Source organism: Gilliamella apis (assembly GCF_030758615.1).
GTDB lineage: Bacteria > Pseudomonadota > Gammaproteobacteria > Enterobacterales > Orbaceae > Gilliamella > Gilliamella apis_A.
Genome location: NZ_CP132381.1, coordinates 898,083 through 919,761, shown reverse-complemented (window position 1 = coordinate 919,761; position 21,679 = coordinate 898,083). Strand labels below are relative to the sequence as shown.

Genomic DNA, 21,679 nt, shown 5'->3' with positions numbered 1-21,679 from the left:
ATGAAAAAGCAACTTGATTTAACTCTCTATTTAGTCCTCGATCCGTTATTATGTGGCGGTATCGATGGCATGGTCACTACCACCAAAATTGCCGTTGAGAATGGTGTTACCGCCGTGCAACTACGTTCAGAACAAGAATACTCTGGTAAAAATTGGTATGACGCCGCACAAGCGCTCAAAGAAGTGTTAAGTCGTACCCAAGTTCCACTATTTATCAATGACCATGTTGATATTGCTTTAGCCATTGATGCCGATGGTGTGCATATAGGACAAAGCGATCTACCGGTCGACGTTACTCGACGCTTAATTGGCACAGACAAATGGTTAGGACTTTCAGTTTCAAATCAATCACAACTAGAGAATGTTCCTTGGCATTTAGTTGATTATCTTGGCATAGGGCCTATCTATCCAACTGCAACCAAAAAGGATGCCGCAGCTGCGACTGGCATTGCTCAATTGAAAGAACTGGTTAAAGCGAAACAATGCCCTGCCGTAGCGATCGGTGGTATCGGCGTGAATAATTTAACCGAAGTAATCCAAACTGGCATTGAAGGTATTGCCGTTGTGTCGGCAATATGTGGACAAGCTAATCTTGCCAAAGCTACATCAGACCTAATCAGTAAAATAAAACAAGCAAAATAGGAAACCAAATCATGACAACAGTTGCATTAACAATAGCGGGCAGTGACCCTAGTGGTGGCGCAGGTATTCAAGCTGACTTAAAAGCATTTTCAGCACTTGGTGCTTATGGTATGTCAGTGATCACCGCATTAACCGCACAAAGTACGCAAGGCGTTAATGGTGTACATGCCATTCCCTCTCAATTTATTGAAGCACAGTTTAATACGCTGTATCAAGATATCTACATTGATAGTGTTAAAATTGGCATGCTAATGAATAAAGAGATTGTTACTTCGGTTGCTCAACTATTAAACGATAACCCTATTGCCAATATTGTGCTTGATACCGTAATGATTGCTAAAGGCGGACATCCATTGTTAAAAGCTGATGCCATTTCTGCTATTCGAGATCTATTATTACCATTAGCCACAATTATTACCCCAAATCTACCTGAAGCTGCTGCATTACTTGATTGTAGTGAGGCAAAAAACGAAGAGCAAATGCAACAACAGGGGTATGAATTACTTAAATTAGGTTGTCAGGCAGTATTAATGAAAGGCGGACATTTGCCAAGTCAAGAAAGCCCTGATTATTTAATCACTCGCAACAACATCATCAGAATGACATCACCAAGGATCGCAACGAGAAATACCCATGGTACAGGTTGTACCCTCTCTGCGGCAATTGCAGCCTTATTACCGAAACATCATTTAGAAGATGCAATAAAACATGCTAAAAACTACCTACAAGGGGCTATTGAGCATGCAGATAGTTTAAAAATTGGTAAGGGAATTGGACCTACTCACCATTTTTATCAATGGTGGTAACTGCAAATTTTTACATTGAATAATTAAATATTTATTTTTCTACAAATGGTTATCCAAAATAGTAATTAAAAATATGGTTAGAAAAATTGCTCAATAAGTTATATTTGATAAGAAATAATATATTTTTAAATCATTTTAAATTAATTTTTGATATGAATTAATTTAAGATATAAATAGGATTAAAAAAATAATATTAAAAACATTAAATGGAATTAGTTGGTTATAATATGATTTGTATAAAATATCTTATCTCAGTTGTTTTGTTTTTCCCTTGTTTAGTTTTAGCAATTGACTTAGATGTTCTTAAGGCGAACATTGATAAATATGATGTTGAATTAAATTTTAAAGATGGCGGTGATCTCGATATTCTTATTGAGAATGAAGAAATTAACAATATAGAGTTATTACAAAAAAGATCGACAGATGATTTTTATTTTAAAATGATACTTTCCTATAAAAAAGGTCAAGGATTGAAACCAACTAGTATAAATATTTATAGTAAGAAAAGTGGTCAATTACTTCAAACTATAACTAATTTACAAGGAATCGACTGGTTAATATCAGGAATTGAATCTGACTATTTTAAAGCAAATATTGATAAATATGATGTCGATTTAGATTTTCATGATTATGATTATCTCTCTTTTCCTATTAAGAATGAAGAAATTAACAATATAGAGTTATTACAAAAAAGATCGACAGATGATTTTTATTTTAAATTGATACTTTCCTATAAAAAAGGTCAAGGATTGAAACCAACAGGTTTAAATATTTATAGTAAAAAAAATGACCAATTATTTCAGACTATAGATAATTTGCAAGGATTTGACTTTTTGGGTGAATATTCAGTAGGTGCAGTTAACCATATAGATGATAGCTATCGTTTTGCACCAGATTTTTTTGATCACAATGGCATAGAAATAGACTACAATTTTGATGGTAATTATAATGATTTTTATATCGCCAGAGCCGTTGATGATATGGAAGATGGACCTATCATTTATCGGTACTATTCTTATGATGAGAAGAAAAAAGAGTTTATTTATCTCAATTTAGATGGTCGTTACATCGATTTTGATCCCCAAAAAAAAATAGCAAAAAGGAAAAAAATTTGCGAAATAAATAACTATTCTGCAGTTATTTTAAATGAAACTTATCGATTCAAAGCAGAAAACAGCAACTATACTTTAACGAATTCAACCTGTACTTATAAAGAATATGAGTCTTTTAGAGGTGTTGAAGGACAATCTTTTAAAATTTCTCGTCAATGTTCTCAGAAAGAAAAAAATTTTTGTATTAACGAAAATGAACTTGATAAAGATTTTGATTAATTGCTGCTTAAATATAACTGTGAACTAACTAAATTTTGATGAGCCACTTAATACTAAAATGTTTGGTAATAGTTTTTTTTTATAAGCTATAAATATCAACCTGAATTCACTTTTTATAAATACGAAAGACGAGCAAATGTTTTTTAGGTGAAGGATATACTAAATTGACACATAGATATACTTCATCAACAATCCAAGTCGATGAAGTATACAAAAACTGTTAATAGATGATTTGATAAAAATACTCTCTAAACTTTAGGCCGATAATCATAATCGTCTAAAATTTAATAACGCTAAATACTATTAATAAGCAATACCGACAAACTCAAATCCCGCTTCATTAATTGCCGCAATTGCCGCTTCTTGCGAGATAGTACCTCCGTCAATATCAACTTCATGCTTAGCTAAATCAACAGTAACTTTTGCTTTAGGATCAATATCATTAATTGCTTTAGTAATGGTTTTAACACAATGTTGGCAACTCATATTATCAACTATTAATTTCATCATTAACCCCTTTTGTTATTTAATCATTTATCGGTAAACTATCAATGCCAACAAAAAGCAAAATCAGATTATTCTTTAAATAAAACAAATTTGCTAGCTATTGCCATTAATTAAATAAAATTTGATCCTTATATTACGCCAAAACAAACGAAAACCAAGCCTACTTAAAAAATAAATTAACCTAATTTTAATAGACTTACCAAGATTAAGTTAAATACATCATCCATGTTACACAGCTAATTATCATGATTGGGATGAAAGTTATAGTATTAATTACTCGTTATAATAAAAAAATCCCAGTTGTTAAACTGAGATAATATTATTTGCCAAAAATTTTAATTCCGTAATGGAAGCATTCATAACACCAAACACCTAATGCTAAAGGAAACCAAATACAAGCTGCTTTACCAGCTAAACATATATCATGAATACCAAATTCAAAAGCTATATCATATTTAATCAACAATATTAATGAGATGAGCAAGCGCATTATAATAATTAATAAAAATCCCATGAAAGGTAAAAAGATTAAATAATTTAATAATACTAAATATTTCTTATTTTTTTTCATGATTATTTTCTCAATATTATCTTGTACACTATTTCCAACAAAAGTAGAAATAATGCTTTCGAGTGTAGCGCTATACTACGAGGCTAGTTTTATTCAGCTATATTTCTTTTTCCAGTTCCTAACTGTGAATCTCTTTTGTTACCAACTAATTATGCTGGTAAAAGATCTTTTTATTGAATTGTAATGAATGTACATATCCACCCACTACCTAACAGTGCAAATTACTGTGACACAAATTATCTTTTACCGTGAGTAAAACTCCTTACTCCACATATAAACATAACCATCTGATATTCCTTCTCCTGTAGCTACGCTTTTAACATTTTGATTAACTCTTATTAGGTTTAATATCTATTGCCTTTTTAATCCAAATTATAACTAGAAACAGGTTTATCACCATAACCTACTGATATTTCTATATTCATCATAGTTCCTAATATCTTTATAGCTATTTTTCACTCTCATTTTTACTGCGAGCAATAGTTGTAGCAATATCATCTATATCGCAAACTATAGTTGCACTAGATCTACTACTATTTTCACTTTTATATGCTTCTGGTTCTTATGTTTACATAAATAATAGTTTTAGTTTTGTTGATGCTAACTTTTGCTCTGTTGCTACTACTTCAGTATTGATATCTCCTTAGCTAATCAATCGGTCATGCATTTTAGTCATTAATAAATTGAAACCCTATGCAGTTAAACAACAGTGCTCAGCTTGACGAGACTGTTTATTGATAGGAATAAACTAAGGTAATTTATCTCATTCTAATAATTGCATCTGATTAATACTCAAATAGAAAAAACCGATGAGAAATGAATATCTCTCGTTTCATAAGTAGTAGGTAATAGATAGATGTCAGGCAATGAAGGTATTGATGAACTTTATCACTTTTTCTTTTCTGGATAAGTTGTTGGTCACTCAGTTGTTGCGTTGGTGATGGTTCAGCTAACGCAACAAACGAGGGTATGATAATAGCCCCCCAAGCAAATAAATATTTTTTTATCATTAAATTCATCATATTGACTACGAGACAACATCACATAAAAAAGATATGAAACCATGTTAACAACAAAATACTGGAAGATCCATGAATAAAGTTGATATATATCAATTTATAATATCTTTTAATGTTTTATTTATATTACTTATTTGATTACCTTTTCCTTTTTATAAAAATCAGTAATGAATAAGATTAGGATTGTTTAATAACAACTCATTAGCAGCTCTAAACTCTGCACAACGACCTAATCTATTTCCACATGAAGTCTTAAACCTAATCCCCCTAATTTCAGCATAGGCTTGTAATTAAGGGGCTATCTTAGCAGGAACAACCCCATTTGATACAGTAACTTTAATGGATCAACTGCTCCAATTGCTGTAGCTGGTTTAAGTCAGTTTCACTGTTGTATTTGCTGGAATGGCATTACTTCCTACTACTTTTGTTTCGGATCCAATAGAACTTGAGCTAAAACTTATCTCCTTCCGTTAATTTTGATTTAGTTTATTGAGGATTGTTTGTAAAAATAATTGAGAAGTCTATACCGTCTTATTGATATTTGAGTATGAGTTGGCAGGTAATAAAGCAATAATAAGTCACTGAAAATAATTTTAGACATCAGGATTTGGACATACTAAACGAACTAAATAAAACAACATTAATATGAAATTAAAATCAGTAATAATATCTATCCCCCCTTTCCTTAAAATTTTTAGGAAAAGGGGATTAGAGGTAAGTTAAAAAGTAACTAAGTTGTGGTTTTAGGAATTTTACCTGTCCACCAAATTGGTTTTTCATCAGGTTGTAAATTATCGAAAACAGATAAAGGGATCTGACTGTAGCTTACACAATAAGGGATGGTAGAAATTGTTACCATTACAGGTTCATATTCATAATTAGAATTTGATTTGAAACATTCATAATTTACTATGGCAGATTCAATACACTCATAAAATGCTTTAAAAAATCTAACAAAAATCTCGAATAAAGTTGATTTAGTTCTATCTAAATCACTTTTAACTTGACCTGATAATATTTTACTCCAATCAAATGCTTCTCTATCCAACTGTTTAAACTCTTTTTCTACCAATTTCATTAATGCTACGGCGGCATCTAACTCTTCTAATTTTAAATAACGACGATAAAAACGGTCAGTAATCAGTGACCAATTTTGATTGGGATATTTAGGTGGAACATAATATGAAATACAATCAAAAAATAGCTGCATATCACTATCTGTACCCAATTCAACTATGCGTGCGCCACCTGTAAAACCAATTTTTATTGACATCATTTACTTACCTCTTATTACTAATCTGTTATAAATCTAATTTGTTTTGAGCTAATTATTCCATTTGATTTACTTTCAATACCATACCTTATTTTCGTTTCTTGTGCATTGGTCATTTTTTGACCGCGAGTATCTATTACAACTAATTGTTGTACTCCTGATGGTAGATGTTTTTTTCTATCAATGGCTTGTTTGGAAACATTATCAATCAAACCATTAATATTATTTTGTATATCATAATTTTTTACTTCTATTGAACAAGTAGTACCATTACAAAAATCTGGTCTTACACTCCCGTCTGTTCCCCATTTTACCTTTTGACCATTCAGATAGCTTTCCTGAGCATTAAAATCAGGCGTTAACGTTTTACCAACATCCTTTTCTGAATCCACTGGAGTTGGACGACCATTAGTCGTTGTTGCGGTATTTCCTGGTGATGGAACATTTATTTTCTCATTTTTTTCAAAAATATAATATGAGCCATTGTTTTTATAAATTGGATTTCCCGCAGCATCAACTTGGCCTGTATTTGTATAAACGCCACCTCTAGGTCCAACTATATTATCGCCTTGTTTGATATAGCCTGTTTCCTTCGTAGTTACAGATTTAGCAATATTATTTCCTTTTTCTGCATGTGGATCTACTTTTAATTTATTGCCAACACTATCAAGCTCACTCTTTATTGCATCTAACTCTTTTGCCGTTAATTTATTACCAGAAGAAAGACTTGAAGAAGCTAAATCGCTTAATTTTTTCGCTGAGAATAAACCGGTTATAGTATTAAATAACAAATCACCATCAGATTCCGAGATATTTAGTGCTTTCGCCAGCCCTTTTCCTGTTAGTGTTGTATAGTTTTTACCATTAATAATAATAGCTCCACCCGTCACAAGATTATCAGAGGAAGACCAAATTAATAAGGTACTTGGAACACAACCCATAACCGTTGCACATCCTGGTGATAAAGCAACGGCTAAACCGCCTTCGCCAAATGCACCTAAAACTTGTACGACACCTCCTAATCGGGTTGTCACACTGTATTTATTATTAATATAGGCTACTGAATCTACAAACTCATCCCCACTTGTATACTCAAACAGCTTTTCAACTGTTTCATAAGTCATCGGATAAACACCATTTACGTTAGGGAGAACATTGGTTTTGATGTACTCTTGTGAGGCAAGTGTTTGTCTATAAGCTTGCAGCTCATCACTGTTTCCTAACTCTTCTAGCTTTTGGTATGCTACTTTCATCGGATCATCGTCAGCAAATTCAGCTGAACAATGGACTAACGCACAAGCTGCAGCATGATAAAGTAATTTTTCTAGTTCATTGTCTTTAGCAAGTTCATTGATTCGCCTTTGTTCTACAACCGTACTCAAACGGTTATTCTCAACCGCATTTTTACTGCTACTAATAGCCGCGCTAGCATCACCAAAATTACCTCCTGTAGCGGCAGCAGCAAGACCCGTCGCTAATTGAGATAAAGCACTAACGGTTTGCTTTTCCTCTTCGCTTAACTCACTTATTTTTTTATCACCGTAAAGTATACCAATAATTGCTTTATTTGCTAGTTCACCAGCTACCGCTCCAGCACCACCGGCTAACCCCGAATTACCTTGCAGTTCAGCTACTACCGCGCCAAGTATTGCATGAGAGATTAAGTTACCGGCAAGGTTATCAGTGACCCATTCACCATCCTTGTCTAGGTGCCCAGTGTGCAGTTTTATCTGCTCAGCTAACCATGGTGCACTGGCGCCAGCAAGGCCACCAGCAATATCGCCAGTGATAATGCTGGTAATAATTGCCACCGCTGAGTCAACCCCTTTACTAAAGTCATTGCCCATTTTACCATCTTTTGAGTCTTTACCGGCATCTTTATGAATGGTGCGTTCAAGCTCTTTAACCTGTGACGCTAACTCTTGTAAGCTAGTGACAATGTTTTGTTTGGTCTGTTCATCCTCTTTATTAAAGATAGGTTTGAGCTTACTATGGGCATTTTCGGTATCACGACTAAGTTCATTAATATCTTGTGTTTGCTTATCTTGGTCACGAATGATTAACTCACCGTCACTGATTGCCGAGTGCGTAATATTCGAGGCTTCATCGTTATGGTCATAAACGGTTGGTTGGCCACTAGTCGGTGAAAAACCACCACTACCAGGTCCTTTACTTACCCCAATAGAGCCCGAGGCGCTACTGACATCATATTCGGCTTTGTTTTTAATATCAGTAAAGCCAATAGTGCCGGTATCTAAGCGATTTTTTGACCGGTCAGCTTCAGAGGCTATCACCGCACCATTTAGTTGGGTATGTTCACCCACAGTAATATCATAACCACCACTACCAGCAAATATGCCCGATTGCTCGTTAACCGATTCATAATTACTCTTCATCCGGTCTTGAGCAAAATTAGCACTCGCACTACTTGCACCATAGCAAAATGGCGGTACACAGATGCTGGCACTTGCACCAACACTGGTGTGTTTAGCATCATATTTTTCTTTATCTTGTTCACTACTGATGGTTAAGTGACGACCTATATCGGCAATGACTTGCTCACCAGACAGCTCCGCGCCCGTTAAAATAACATCTCGACCACTCTGGATGTTAAGTGTATTACTGGCGGTGATGGTGCTGTTGTGATTGATATCACTGGTACCGTTTTCTTTACCTTTGGATTGACTGGCGGCTAACTCAATTGAAAAACCATTTTGCCCGCCCACTAATCCAAAGCCGACACCAACACCATAGTGACTGCCAGAATCCGTGCTTTTCAATTTTTCAGTGCTGTTTGCTGAGTCAAATTTGATATCATTACCCGCATTGAGATTGACATCTTTACCTATAATTTTAACGCCTTTGCCTTCAATATTTTCTTTTGCATTGATATTCACATTTTGACCAGCATGAATAACCGTACCGGCTTGAGTATGACTGTTATACTCTGTTTTTTGTTTTGAATTATCAGCGGTTATGCTTGCGTTGACTTTAATCAAAGAAGAGCCACCACCATTAGCATTACTCTCCGCGTTTGCTGTTGGTTGATTTACTTCTACCGGTGCATCGGACATATTTAAATCAGCTTGTGCCGCATTTACACCGGCTTGTGCCATATAAATAGCGGCTAAACGTTTATCTTCCTTATTTTCAATCGCTTTTGCTGCTTTTTCAATTGACTGTGCTGCGGTGACCGCATAACCAGAGGCCGAGACTGTTACTCCATATTGTTTATTTTGAGTCTCTACTTTTTGGTAAATATTGTCCTCACTGGTTTCCATAATGACATTTTTACCCGTTAAGTTTACTGATTTACCAGCGGTAATATCGACACCCGCTAGTTTGACGTCATCACCAGCAATAACATTGATATTGCCTTTAGCACTGTTTAGTCCACTACGGATATTGCTTTGTGTTGCTTTATCTTCTAATTCTTTATAACGGGAGTGTTGGTAGCCAACTGTACCACTGTAGCCATTGCCATTTAATTCACCTACGACTTTATTGTAACCTTTACTTTCACTATGTGATTGATTCGTACTAGCACCAATATCAATATTGCCTTTTTCCGCACGTAAGTTGATATCATCTTGAGTATTTAATAGGCTACCTTTAATGTCGATGTTGCCTTCATGGCTATTGATGGCAATGTTATTTGCCGTGAGCGTGGAGGCATTTTGACCCACTACATCACTATTACTTCGATTCCCTGAGCTTTCACTACCAAATGGTAAGATGCTTGCACCATGATTTGGGCTACCATTGATAAATCGTACTGATGAGCCCGCCGTTGGTCCAGCCGTCGTTGCACTCCAGTTTTTACTTTTAGTTTTACTGTATTCCGATTGTTTATCGGTAGCAGTTTCAATAATGACGTGACGATTAGCATCAATAATGATGGCTTCACCGGCGGTTAAGTCACTTCCACTAATGACGACATCGCCATGCGTTAATTGTCCTTGTGCATCCCTTTCCTGACTATTAGTGGCATGAAGTTGTATATTGCCAGCTGCAGTTAATGTGCTACCGTTACTATATTCACCGTGTAAACTTGATTCACTTTTCGTTGACGATTTATGGTATGAAATTGGGGATGAGGCTGGGTTACCTATATCCATAGCTAATGCAGCCAGTTCACCGGTAAATTGTTTCGCTTTTTCAACCTTATTACCTGAGGATTTGAAAATATCATGAATATTTTGCACACTCTCAGTTATTGGATTACTAAACGAAATACCAACACCCGAAGATTTTGATTTGAAAGTCTGTTTTCTATCAACAATATCATGGCCAGGGATAATCGAAATATCTTCACCACTGATGTCTATATGACCTGTGGCGCGTTTATCATCACCTTCTGCTCGACCGGCAATAATGTCACTGCCACTAATGGTTACTTGTTTATTGGCCGAGATAATCACATTACCACCGGAGGTACCGACTAAACTGCCTGCTTGAGATTGATTAACTTCATTAGAGGTTGAGGTAGCCTTGGTTGATTGCGAACCAACACTTATTCCTTTTGAACTTGTTGATACTCCAGATGTTTTTGTTTTTTGTTTCTCATAGCGGTAATAAGTTTCTTCTGCCGCTTCAATATTTACATTATTACCCGCATTGAGGTAGACATCTTGCGCCCCTATTACCATGCTGCCCGATATATCTAAATCATGCCCTGCTTTTATTGTTACACTATTGGCACTTAGTTCACTTCCTTTAGAAGTATTATTATCTATTACTGTATGTGAACTACTTTTTGTTTTACTCAAAAAGCCTTTAGATTTACTTTTATGAAATTCATCTAAATCAAAGTGCTCTTTTGAAGCTTCTATACTGATATCATTTCCTGCTTGTAAACCAAGGTGATTACCGGTAGCAATGTCTACGGTTTTAGCTGTTATATCGTTACCAGCAGTTAACTGAACATTATTAGCCGCTGTAATTTGTGTACCTACAACGCTTTTTTCGTTTGTTCTGCGATAATCTTTTTTACTGGTAATATCAAATTTTTCTTCCAGCTCTGCGGTAGTAAAGCCTATGTTATGGCCAGCTTGTAACCAAGTGTTACCTTCGTTGCCATTATTGACAATATAACCGGCTTTTGCATTAATATCGTGACCGGCATCAATCACAATATTGCCATTATTCACCAAAATCGTACTGGCCTGATCAATATTGGTCAGCCGATTTCGATCGCGGGTTTGGGTACGCGTGCTTGATAATAAATTAATATCGTTATCGGCTGATAAATAAACTAATTTGTCACCAAATAGGTGACCCAAATTGGTAATATCATTTTCGGCTTCAATTTGAATTCGGTCACCATAGATGGTCCCTTTGTTAGTGACATCATGGCCTTGTAATAACGCATCTTGTTTGGCGGCAATTAAGCCGGTGTTATTGAGTTGTTCACCTTTAACAAAAATATTGTCACCCGCAATTAATGCGCCATCAGTACCTAATTGAGGTCGGTTAACCATATAGACTTGTGGTACAAGTACCTCAGTTGGTTGACCATTTACCATAATGCTTTTTTTCACTAACAAGACGATATCGTTGGTTAATGCCCGCATTTGCTCGCCGGTTAATTCCACCCCAATTGCAATACCAAATTCTTTAGCAAAACTGATACCCGCATCCATTAATGCCTGATATTGTTCCATATCAGATTTATAGCCGTGCAAGTAACGGTGACCGGTTAAGCCAACAATTTGTTGTTGAATAAGTTGTTGTTCATAGTAACCATCTCCTAACCGTTTTAATACTGAATCTGGGTTGCCACTTAGACGATTAATCATATAATCAGAACTTAACCATTTTTTACGGTTAGTAAAACGCGGATCGGTTTCAACAATATAATTTTTGTCAGTCTCTTTATTGACTATCCATAAGCTATTATCTGGTAAGGTTAAGTCCGGCTCATAAACACTAATGGTTTTCGATGGTGTTATGTCATTGCCGGCTTCAGGTAGTGTCGATTCATCAACGGCAGGGGGATTATTTTCCTGATGAGGTAAATCCTCTTCAATTGTTGTTGTCGGTTTTGGCAGAATCGACGTAATGGTGCCTGGTTGATGGTTGGCATCAGTTTTGATATGAGTTCTATCTGATTGATTTGAATTAATGGCAATACTTTGTGCTGAAACCACTTTAGCTTGTTGGGTCAGTGTATCATTGACGGTTTTATCCACCGCAACTTGGTTATGTTTGTTTTCAACATTCACTTCACTGCGTGGTTGCTCAGTCAATGATGTTTTTTCAACAATTTGATGGTCGACAATATTTTTATTTAATGCATTATCAACGAAAATTTCATCGGCTTTATTATATTCACCTTGATAGTAACAGCCATATTTGTCCTGCTTATGCCTTTTATGTAGATAAATACTTCCTGAATACACATATTTAGAGACTGCTTCTTGAGCATGATTATTAAGTTGGGTTGCATTAATATTGACCGTGTTACCCGCAACTATTTTACTGTCTTGATTATTAATGGTTTGTCCGTGAATAATCACATTACCCGCAGCACTGATTTTACTTGGATCTGTCTCTAAAATAACGGTACGGTATTTATGTTTAATGACATTAAATTCCCATGAGTCGGCAACACCATTAATCCCTTTTGATGGAACACTCATTCGTTGTAAACTACCCGAATGCCGTAAATGCTCAGGAATATCATTCCACCAATAAAAACATCGTTTATGGCTTGCACCACTTTGACAAGCTATACCGGGCATACGTTTTCTATGGATACGATATGTCACTTCATTAGGTGAATATTTAGCTTGACCATCCCCGTTTGAAGTTTGGAAGTAGGTTTCGGTTTCAGGTGGCTCATCCGTTGGGCGCATTTCAGTAACAATATGATCATTCATATTATTAAGTTCATTAGTCGCTATATATAAATCACCCTGTGCTTCAATCGTGGCTGAGTGGTTATTAATTTGCTTGGCAGAGCCAGTCACACTCCAGTTTTCATCCAGTTCACCGCCAATCACAAAATTACCTAAACTAAGTAATTGGGCATGGGCATAGTTATTTAACGTACCCACACCTAAATGGAAATTTTGTCGAGCTGCAATGACCGGAGCCATGTTATTGTTTGCCAGATTATTTAATATATTGGCATGAATAGCTAAGTTATCTGCATAAATTCGGCCACCGGCTAAATTATCTAATTGATGGGTTCGCATCACCGCCGTTGTTGCATCAATTAAGCCATGGTTGGTCACGTTTTGGTGTTTTAATGAGAGATACTCAGCACTAATTTCAGCGTGTTGTTCATTGGTTAACTGCTGGCTTTCTAAGGAAACTTGTTGACCTGCAGTAATTTTATTTTTATTAACAATATCTTTTTGTGTGCGAATCGCTAAATGCCCATTTGCAGACAATTCACTTTCATTAATAAAACTGTCTTGTAAATCCAGTGATAAATTATTTTGGCTTTTCATGGTGCCATCACCACGATATGCTTTAGTTTTTAAATAGATATCATTGGCCAGTAATTGCCCTTGCGTGTTATCAAAGTCTTGGGCATTGATTATCAGATTTTGATTGGCGGTTAATTTGGCTTGTTGGTTGTTTAAATCATCAATTTCAAGCACGATATTATTGGCCTGATATTCAGATGCTTGATTATCAAGTGAGTTTGCTTTGATATCTATCAGTCCATTGGTTTTTAATGTCGCCGATTGATTTATCACATTTGCTGATTTTAAAACTATACCCTTATTAGAGAGTAAGTTAGCCTGTGAATTGTCGATATGATGGGTTGATTGAATATCTATCAACCCATTTGCGGTGAACTGTGCTTCACGGTTATCTAAACTCTCAGTGGCTTTTAGTTTGATATCGTTTTCCGATAATATTGTCGCTTGCTGATTATTTTGCTCAGTTGCGTCAATCGTGATATTGCCTTTAGCCTGTAATTCGGCATGTTGATTGTTTAACTGGTCAGTATGAATATTCAAGGCTTTTTCAGCAATCATTTTAGCATGTTGATTATCCATGCTCTGGGTGTCGATTGTTAAATCCCCTTTAGAATAAAGCTGCGCTTGCTGATTATTCAGGTTTTGGCTGGTGATATTAAGCCCTTTATCACCCGCGAGCAGTAATGCTGACGCATTATTTAGCTGATCGGCTTTTAACACTATTTGTGATTGGGATTGAAGTGCTGCTTTGGTATTATTCAGTGTGTTGGCATGGATCTGAATATCCTTTTCAGCAACAAAAATAGCTTGATTATTATCAATGTTTTGACTGTTAATCGTAATTTCATCCGCTGCTTTAATCACCCCTTCACGGTTAATTAAGTGATTTGCCGCTATGATAACAGATTGGTCACTAAATAATTTTGCTTGGCTGTTATCTAGATCATCAGCATCAATGGCTATAGTTTCTTTTGCACTAAGCACGGCATGCTGATTGTCAATTTGCTTAGCATGGATATTGAGTGATTGATGACTGGCTAATTGAGCAGCTGTATTGGCTAACTGCTGCGCATTAATGCTGATGGCTTTTTTAGCTATCCATTTAGCTTTATTATTGTTAAGTGTTATGGCGCTGACGTTGATATCCCCCTCTGCGCCTATTTCACTCTCAGTTGTATCTATCGTGTCAGCGTGTATGGTGATGTCTTGGTCACTGATGAGTGAGGCTTTATCATTCTTTACGGTTTGTGCGGTAATATCAATATTACCTAAACTGTAAATGTCTGATGCTGAGCTATTAAGTGTGTTGGCATTAAGCTGCATATTTTTTAGTGACGTTAGCTGTGCCTCTTGCATCGACAACGTTTGTTCACCGACAATGTGCATGTTACCTTTACTGGCAATTTTTGCTTTATTAAGCGAGGCATCTTGGCTATTAAGATTGAAATCCCCTTCAGTGAGATAATCCGCTTCATCACTGGCTAATGAATCGGTTTGGATATCAATGCCTTGCTTCGCTTTAATTTCACTCTTTTCATTATTAATAATGTTACTTGTAACGTTTATTTTACCACCAGTAAAAAATGTACTATGTTGGTTATCAAGATGCTGAGCATTGATAGCGATAGATTGATTACTGGATAACTGGGCATGAGTATTACTTATCACATTAGCATGAATATCAATGTCATTTTCAGTGATAAGTTTGGTGTTATCATTAAATAATTGATTATTGGCATTAATAGTTATGCCGTCTTTAGTCTGAATCTGCGCTGAGGTATTATCAATATCTGTTGCATTAATAATCAGACGACCATCAGTTAATAATACCGTCTCTTGATTATTAAATTGTGTAGCATCAATATCAATATTTTGTTTGGCTTCAAGGATCGACTTTTGATTATTAAACTGATTTGCAAACAGTGAGATAGTACTTTCACTTAACCAATTTGAATGTTGGTTATTCAGTGTTGTTACGTCTATATGCATACCCGATTTTGCATACATCTTTGATTCTGCCGTATCGGCTTGCTCGGTTTTAATCTTTAATTGTTGATTGGTAACAAGCTGTGCTCGATTAAATGCCACAAAGGCTAATGCATTAATGATTATATCTTTTGCGGACTTAATAATGGCATCATCCGCATGAATATTGGCAGCAGTAATTGCAATTTGGCCATTAGAGAGGAGTTCACTTTCGTTTAATTGTTGATGTTGCCCTTTTAATGTAATATCACCTTTCGAACCGACATAGGCCTGATTTAAATCGATTTTATCACTATTAATTTCAATTTGCTGGTCTGAATATAACGTTGCTGATTGGCCATCAAACTGTTCACTGGCCGTTAATTTAAGGGCTTGCTCGGCTTGTAATACGCTATTTTCACTGGCTAATTGTTTGCTATTAATAGTTAATGACTTGCCTGAAATTAAATCGCCATCATTGTTATTTATTGTTAGCGCCCGTATCGCTAATTCACCTTTTGATACAATGAGGCTTGATTGATTATCAAATAAACCTGTTATATTGATGGTGGTGTTATGACCACTTTGCCATTTTGCGTTGATATTTTGTAATTTATCACCAGTAAAGATTAAATCTTGACCACTGACTAAGACGGTATCGTTGTTATTTAAATGCGTAAATAGATAATTAATCGAACCCGTTGCTTTTAATTGACTTGATTGGTTGTCAATGTCCTCAGCTTTAACATTGATATCCTTGTCAGCAATCCAACGTGATTGTTTATTCTGTAGTGTTTTAGCGGCAACATCAAGATAACCTAATGCACTGATTTGTGAATAATTTAACACTAAATGATTCGCCTTTAGTGATAACGCATCAGTGGTCAGTAGTTTAAGATATTGTGCATAAAGGTTATTGGCATTGATATGAATTGACTTCTTCGCTTGTAAATCCGCTTGGTTAGCCGATAAATTTTGTGCCTTAATCTTTAGGTCCTGTTCAGTGATAATTTCAAGCTCATCAGCATTGATGTTGCCAGCGGAAACAGTGATAGCATCTTTAGCACTTAACGCGGCTTTTTGCATATCTATATCATCGGCATCAATGGTCAATTTGCCATACGTTAAGATGTTAGCAGCTTGACTTTGCACATGATTTGCCTTCACTGCAACATCTTCGTCAGCAATGAATGTGCCATTGTTATTGGTTAATGTCTCGGTTGATACGGCAATCCCTTTTTTGGTTTGCAATGTGGCGTTGGAGGTATCAATTGATACGGTATGATTTAAATTGAGTTGTTGCTCAGTTTGTAAATGTGCTGATTTAATCGAAAGTTGGTCACCAATCAGATTTATCTCATTGGCATACGTTTGGCTATCATCAAGATTAATGGCTTGCTTGGCCTTTAATGATAATTTGTCACCGGCTTTATTTTGACCGTTTAAGGCAATGACATTAGCATCGGCGTTAATATTACCTGATTGCGTCAGTTTACCTTGTGTATCAATACCCGCAATGATGGCACTCTTTTGCTGACTATGGATGTTATTGGCACTAAGTTTTATATCTTTTTGTGCAATTAACGTTCCATCATTATTAATGGTTTTACCACTATTGAGTTTAATATTTTGTTTACTGTAAATTTGTTTTTGATTATCAATATTATCTCGGCTACTGATTTGAATATCTTTTGTCGCCTGTATCGCTCCGCGGTTAGTTATTTTACCCTCGGCACTAATGCTAATATTGTTGATGCTGGCACCTAATTCACCTGCATTATGTACACCGACCCCTTTTTCGGTGCCCACCATGCGTATTGAGCCAGCATACATCCCGCCAAATTGCGAGACATCAATAGATACCTCAGGTCTTTCACTTGAATTAGTATCATCTAAAGGCTCAACGGTTTGGCTGTCTTGGCTAACCTTATTTTTCCCCGTTACCACATTAAGCTCATTTGCCCAAATAGCTGAGTTGACTGATACTGTATGGGAAATTAAATCGGTATAGCTTTGCTCTGAACTATCTAATCCTTTTCCGGTGACCGTAATCTTACCTTGCTCAACCTGATAACCGGTTAAGTCACCATTTTGTAGAATAGGTTTACCTGTCGTGAGCGTTGAGCGACTGGCATTAATAAAGCCACAACCATTACAGGTAATGCCTGAGGGGTTGGCAATGATAACTTGCGCCTTTTGACCGGCGACTTCAAGTACACCATTAAGTTGACTTGGGTTACGAGAATTGACCTCATTTAAAATGATTTTAGCCGGTCCACTGTTTTTTAAAAATTCATTACCTTGTACATGACCCGCAATTTGAGTTTGACTGATTTTACTGCTGTTGTTTAATATCGCCCCTTGCTGTGCAACATCAAATTGCTGATATTTATTGTGAGAAACCCCTTTTTTGTTTGGCGTTTGAATATTGACTTGTGTAATACCGTTAGCGGTATTAATCACTTGCGGTTGTTGATGTTTCGCGGCTTGTTTATCGGCAACAATATCGCTGGCACCATAAACAGGTGAACAGAGGGTGACAAAACCTAACGAGAGAGATACGAATAAGGTTATCGGTTTAAGTGTGTAAAAAAGTGATTTGAGTGCCGGTAGTTTTTCATCCGTAGCTGTTTTTTCTTTACCACCTGAAGTTTTAGCGATTTCCGCTACCACCATTTGTAAACCACGCTTTTTATTAAAAATAACTCGATATAACTTCTTATTCATCATCTATTCCTTACTTAATACTGCTTATTCTTGTTTTAGATTGACTACGGTAAAACGTTAGGACTTGCTTTTGTTTGTATTTATTGCTTCGTATGACTAAATAATAATTTTAATAGTTCCAGTTAACATTAAAGCCCAATGTTAATGGGTTGGTTTTAAAACCTTTTGGTTTGCGGATTGGTTTACCGGCAAAGAAATCATAATAAAAACCATAATTATTTCCACGAATACCAACTACGCCACCGGTTAAGTGTCGACCTAGTAGGTACTCACTTTTATTGCCCGACACTTCACCCGTATCGATACCTAGATACGGCTCATGATTAAATGGCCCTTGCCAGGAAAGTTCATTACGCAAGTACCATCCACGGTCTGCTTTTAATGTTAATTCCCCATCAAAACCACGTACAGACCAACGGCCACCAATTGAAAATTGGTCTGGTGAAGTTAAGTCATCGCCACGGGTATATTGGCCTTGATAGTCTAAACGATAGCGAAACGACTGCTCTTTTACTTTAAATGGCACATTGGCGGAGAAATTAACCAGAAAAATATTTGACAATGCACTGCTGGTATCTTCAGGATTGTTTTCTTCGGGGGCTTTTTTGGCGTTAAACCAACGAACCCCTTTTTGATAGCTAACACCCACATCTAAAGTTATATCGTCAATATAATGTCGATGTTGTAACCCTAATTGCCAATGCGTAGTTTTACGTTGTTCGTTCTCTATTTCAGTGTCATTAATATAGTTATGAGATTCACGAAGGGTAATGCCATAACTTAAGGTTGTTTTTTGTGATTCATTACGATGAATTACTCGGCTGATTTGTACATTAGCATTGCGGCTGCGACCACTATACTCAAAATTCTCATTTTGACCGGCTATCGTTTGATGGTATTTATTGCCGGATAATGATGCACTCAGTAACCAATATCCATAAGGGATAGAATAAGATAAGAGGAAGTTACGTGAGCCATATTTCCCTTTACCATTAATATCGTGACCACCGGAGACATAAAACGCATCGCTTAAGGATAATAGATTGTCTAAATATAAAGTCGCACCAGCTTGGTCTCGGCCAGTCGCTTTTGTTCCCGAATCATCAACCGATAACCCTAATCGCCACATTTTGCTTTGCTCTCGCGTGATAACCACATCACTTTCCCCTGGTTTATCGCCCGGTACCAGTTTCATTTGACTGGAAACTGTCGGTAACCGCTGTAGGTTTTCCAGACCTTGTTCGATATCACGTAAGTTAAGAGGTTGATTTTCTCTTACTGGCATTGCGCTATACAATTGAGCATATTTATCACTATCATCACTGTAGTAGAGTTTTCGTACTTTTCCTTCCACTAATAATAGTTTTAATGTGCCTGACGTTAAATCTTGCTCAGGCGCCACCACGCGAGTGGTGATATATCCATAGCTAATTAAGCGGTCTTGTATTTTGGTCATCAATAAATTGACACCTTCTACACCTAAACAACGGTGCTCGGCTTGACGAGCCAGTTTATTGATAGGAATAAACCAAGGTAATTTATCTCGTTCTAATAATTGCACCTGATGAATATTGAAACAAAATGACTCTGTTGGAAAATGGATGTCACTTGTTTCATGAGTTGGTGGTAATAAATGGATGTCAGGTGCCGAAGGCGTTAATGTATCTTGAAGGGCTCTATCACGCTCTTGTTGGCGGATCAGTTGCTGATCACTCAGTTGTTGCGTTTTTGGCGGTGGTTCAGCTAACGCAACAAACGAGGGTATGATAATAGCACCCCAGGCAAATAAATGTTTTTTAATCGATAAATTTATCATATTAATTACAACATAACATCACATAAAAATAGACATAAAAACCATGCTAACAACAAAATACAGGAAGATCCACGCGTAAAACTGATATATATCAATTTATAATATCTTTTAATGATATATTCAATATCATTCGTATTGTTTATTTCAATTACTTATTCGATTAACCGCTCCTTTTTTTATAAACATCAGTAATAAATGTTTTGGGGGATTTTGCTTAAATCTTTAAATATATTTATTCGATTAATCAATTAGTTATGACAAATTTATGTTTATATTTAGTACAGCGTGGTTAGATGAGTAACAGTAAAATGACGAAGATATATTGATGATAAAGCTAGGATCTTTATCATTTAAAATAATCTGTTTTGCCTTTTTGGAATTAAATAATAGTAATTATTATTTAATAAACCATTACGCTTAACTTCAATTTTATGAAAATAAGTTTACATTCTATTAAATATACTATGCCAATTTAACCGTTAAAGAAATATCCGGAATTTATTATAAGTAAGAATACTTAAAAAACCATCTTGTCAAAATTATCTGCAATGTATTATGTAGCATTATTAAGCTAATCAAAAGCAACAAAACTAAAATTAGATTCATATTCAATTATGGAATCTACAGAGACCATTTCTTTATTACTATTTAACATTTTTTATAAATATACCTTGTATTCCTTTTAATAAAAGATAGCATCTAACTTATGATTTGATAGTAAAAATATTTAGCACATGAGCAAGAAGTCAAATATTAAGCGCACGAGTAAAGATTTAGAGAACACTAGTAAGTTTTTAAGCTATGTTTTAAGGCATAAACCAGAATCTATTGGTATCACATTAGATAGTAATGGTTGGGTTGGAATAGATGTTTTAATTCGGCAAGGGAATAAACATCGTCAACAACTGTCGCAAGATTTAATTAGCCAAGTCGTGATAACTAGTGATAAAAAACGCTTTACTCTGTCCGAAGATGGCTTGAAAATACGAGCAGCTCAAGGACATTCGACTAATCAAGTAAATATAGTACATGTAGAAAAAATCCCACCTGAATATTTATATCATGGTACAGCAACCCGTTTTCTAGATTCAATCATTCAACAAGGTTTGATTGCAGGAGAACGTCATTATGTTCATCTTTCAATTGATAATAAAACAGCTGTAGCCGTTGGTAAACGTCATGGAAAACCAGTTGTATTAAGAGTTAGTGCTTTAACTATGTATCAACAAGGTATCAAGTTTTATTTAGCCGATAATGGCGTTTGGTTAACGGAGAATGTACCAAGCCAATTTTTAGAAGTTATTTAAATTAAATCTGCATCATTGAAAAAATAATTTTTAGTTTATGGTGTGAAAAAGTTAATTTGAGCATTACTGACATTCAGATTAATTAACTAAATTAATGAAAACATCGCTGTTAGTTAAAACTACTTTTCAAAATCGATAATAATACGATTAGTTTAACGTATTCTTTGTTCATTTTTTCGATCAAATCATATCTCAATGCTAGTTCAACACAACAGTTTTCAAATATTACCGTATAGAAATTATCGACATTCACAAGAATAGCGGTTATTGTATATTTAT

At 35.6% G+C, this 21,679-nt stretch carries 10 protein-coding genes; 4 read left to right on the top strand and 6 right to left on the bottom strand.

The window, feature by feature from the left end; all coding sequences use genetic code 11:
• The 3 genes from thiE to RAM17_RS04270 all read left to right on the top strand — a co-directional run bounded on the left by thiE (position 1) and on the right by RAM17_RS04270 (position 2,779).
• Positions 1–642, top strand: a complete 642-nt coding sequence (thiE, locus tag RAM17_RS04280) for a thiamine phosphate synthase (RefSeq protein WP_110448382.1) — start codon at positions 1–3, stop codon at positions 640–642.
• Between the two features lie 11 nt (positions 643–653).
• The gene (gene thiD, locus RAM17_RS04275; RefSeq protein WP_110448383.1) at positions 654–1,448 is read left to right on the top strand and encodes a bifunctional hydroxymethylpyrimidine kinase/phosphomethylpyrimidine kinase; all 795 of its coding nucleotides are present in this window, start codon (positions 654–656) and stop codon (positions 1,446–1,448) included.
• A gap of 206 nt (positions 1,449–1,654) precedes the next feature.
• Positions 1,655–2,779 (top strand): hypothetical protein, encoded by a 1,125-nt coding sequence (locus RAM17_RS04270; RefSeq protein ID WP_110448384.1) that lies wholly within the window; start codon positions 1,655–1,657, stop codon positions 2,777–2,779.
• 303 nt (positions 2,780–3,082) lie between these two features.
• On the opposite strand, the gene RAM17_RS04265 is transcribed toward RAM17_RS04270, so the two are convergent.
• The 6 genes from RAM17_RS04265 to RAM17_RS04240 form a co-directional block, all read right to left on the bottom strand.
• Positions 3,083–3,286, bottom strand: coding sequence for a heavy-metal-associated domain-containing protein (locus tag RAM17_RS04265; protein ID WP_198197801.1), 204 nt, complete (start codon positions 3,284–3,286; stop codon positions 3,083–3,085).
• 319 nt (positions 3,287–3,605) lie between these two features.
• Complete coding sequence (locus RAM17_RS04260; RefSeq protein WP_110448385.1) at positions 3,606–3,857, bottom strand: hypothetical protein; 252 nt, start codon at positions 3,855–3,857, stop codon at positions 3,606–3,608.
• A 785-nt stretch (positions 3,858–4,642) separates the two neighbouring features.
• The gene (locus tag RAM17_RS04255) at positions 4,643–4,867 is read right to left on the bottom strand and encodes a hypothetical protein (protein ID WP_110448386.1); all 225 of its coding nucleotides are present in this window, start codon (positions 4,865–4,867) and stop codon (positions 4,643–4,645) included.
• 739 nt (positions 4,868–5,606) lie between these two features.
• Positions 5,607–6,152 (bottom strand): hypothetical protein, encoded by a 546-nt coding sequence (locus RAM17_RS04250; RefSeq protein WP_110448387.1) that lies wholly within the window; start codon positions 6,150–6,152, stop codon positions 5,607–5,609.
• A gap of 17 nt (positions 6,153–6,169) precedes the next feature.
• The gene (locus RAM17_RS04245; protein ID WP_306240823.1) at positions 6,170–18,277 is read right to left on the bottom strand and encodes a hemagglutinin repeat-containing protein; all 12,108 of its coding nucleotides are present in this window, start codon (positions 18,275–18,277) and stop codon (positions 6,170–6,172) included.
• A gap of 109 nt (positions 18,278–18,386) precedes the next feature.
• Positions 18,387–20,093 (bottom strand): ShlB/FhaC/HecB family hemolysin secretion/activation protein, encoded by a 1,707-nt coding sequence (locus tag RAM17_RS04240; RefSeq protein ID WP_306240821.1) that lies wholly within the window; start codon positions 20,091–20,093, stop codon positions 18,387–18,389.
• A 734-nt stretch (positions 20,094–20,827) separates the two neighbouring features.
• Between RAM17_RS04240 and RAM17_RS04235 the strand changes: the two genes are divergently transcribed.
• Positions 20,828–21,400 (top strand): RNA 2'-phosphotransferase, encoded by a 573-nt coding sequence (locus RAM17_RS04235; protein WP_110448396.1) that lies wholly within the window; start codon positions 20,828–20,830, stop codon positions 21,398–21,400.
• Positions 21,401–21,679 lie beyond the last annotated feature (279 nt).

Coding starts and splice junctions, on each gene's coding strand:
- thiE (WP_110448382.1), top strand. CDS start 1: ATGAAAAAGCAACTTGATTTAACTCTCTATTTAGTCCTCGATCCGTTA.
- thiD (WP_110448383.1), top strand. CDS start 654: ATGACAACAGTTGCATTAACAATAGCGGGCAGTGACCCTAGTGGTGGC.
- RAM17_RS04270 (WP_110448384.1), top strand. CDS start 1,655: ATGGAATTAGTTGGTTATAATATGATTTGTATAAAATATCTTATCTCA.
- RAM17_RS04265 (WP_198197801.1), bottom strand. CDS start 3,286: ATGAAATTAATAGTTGATAATATGAGTTGCCAACATTGTGTTAAAACC.
- RAM17_RS04260 (WP_110448385.1), bottom strand. CDS start 3,857: ATGAAAAAAAATAAGAAATATTTAGTATTATTAAATTATTTAATCTTT.
- RAM17_RS04255 (WP_110448386.1), bottom strand. CDS start 4,867: ATGATAAAAAAATATTTATTTGCTTGGGGGGCTATTATCATACCCTCG.
- RAM17_RS04250 (WP_110448387.1), bottom strand. CDS start 6,152: ATGATGTCAATAAAAATTGGTTTTACAGGTGGCGCACGCATAGTTGAA.
- RAM17_RS04245 (WP_306240823.1), bottom strand. CDS start 18,277: ATGAATAAGAAGTTATATCGAGTTATTTTTAATAAAAAGCGTGGTTTA.
- RAM17_RS04240 (WP_306240821.1), bottom strand. CDS start 20,093: ATGATAAATTTATCGATTAAAAAACATTTATTTGCCTGGGGTGCTATT.
- RAM17_RS04235 (WP_110448396.1), top strand. CDS start 20,828: ATGAGCAAGAAGTCAAATATTAAGCGCACGAGTAAAGATTTAGAGAAC.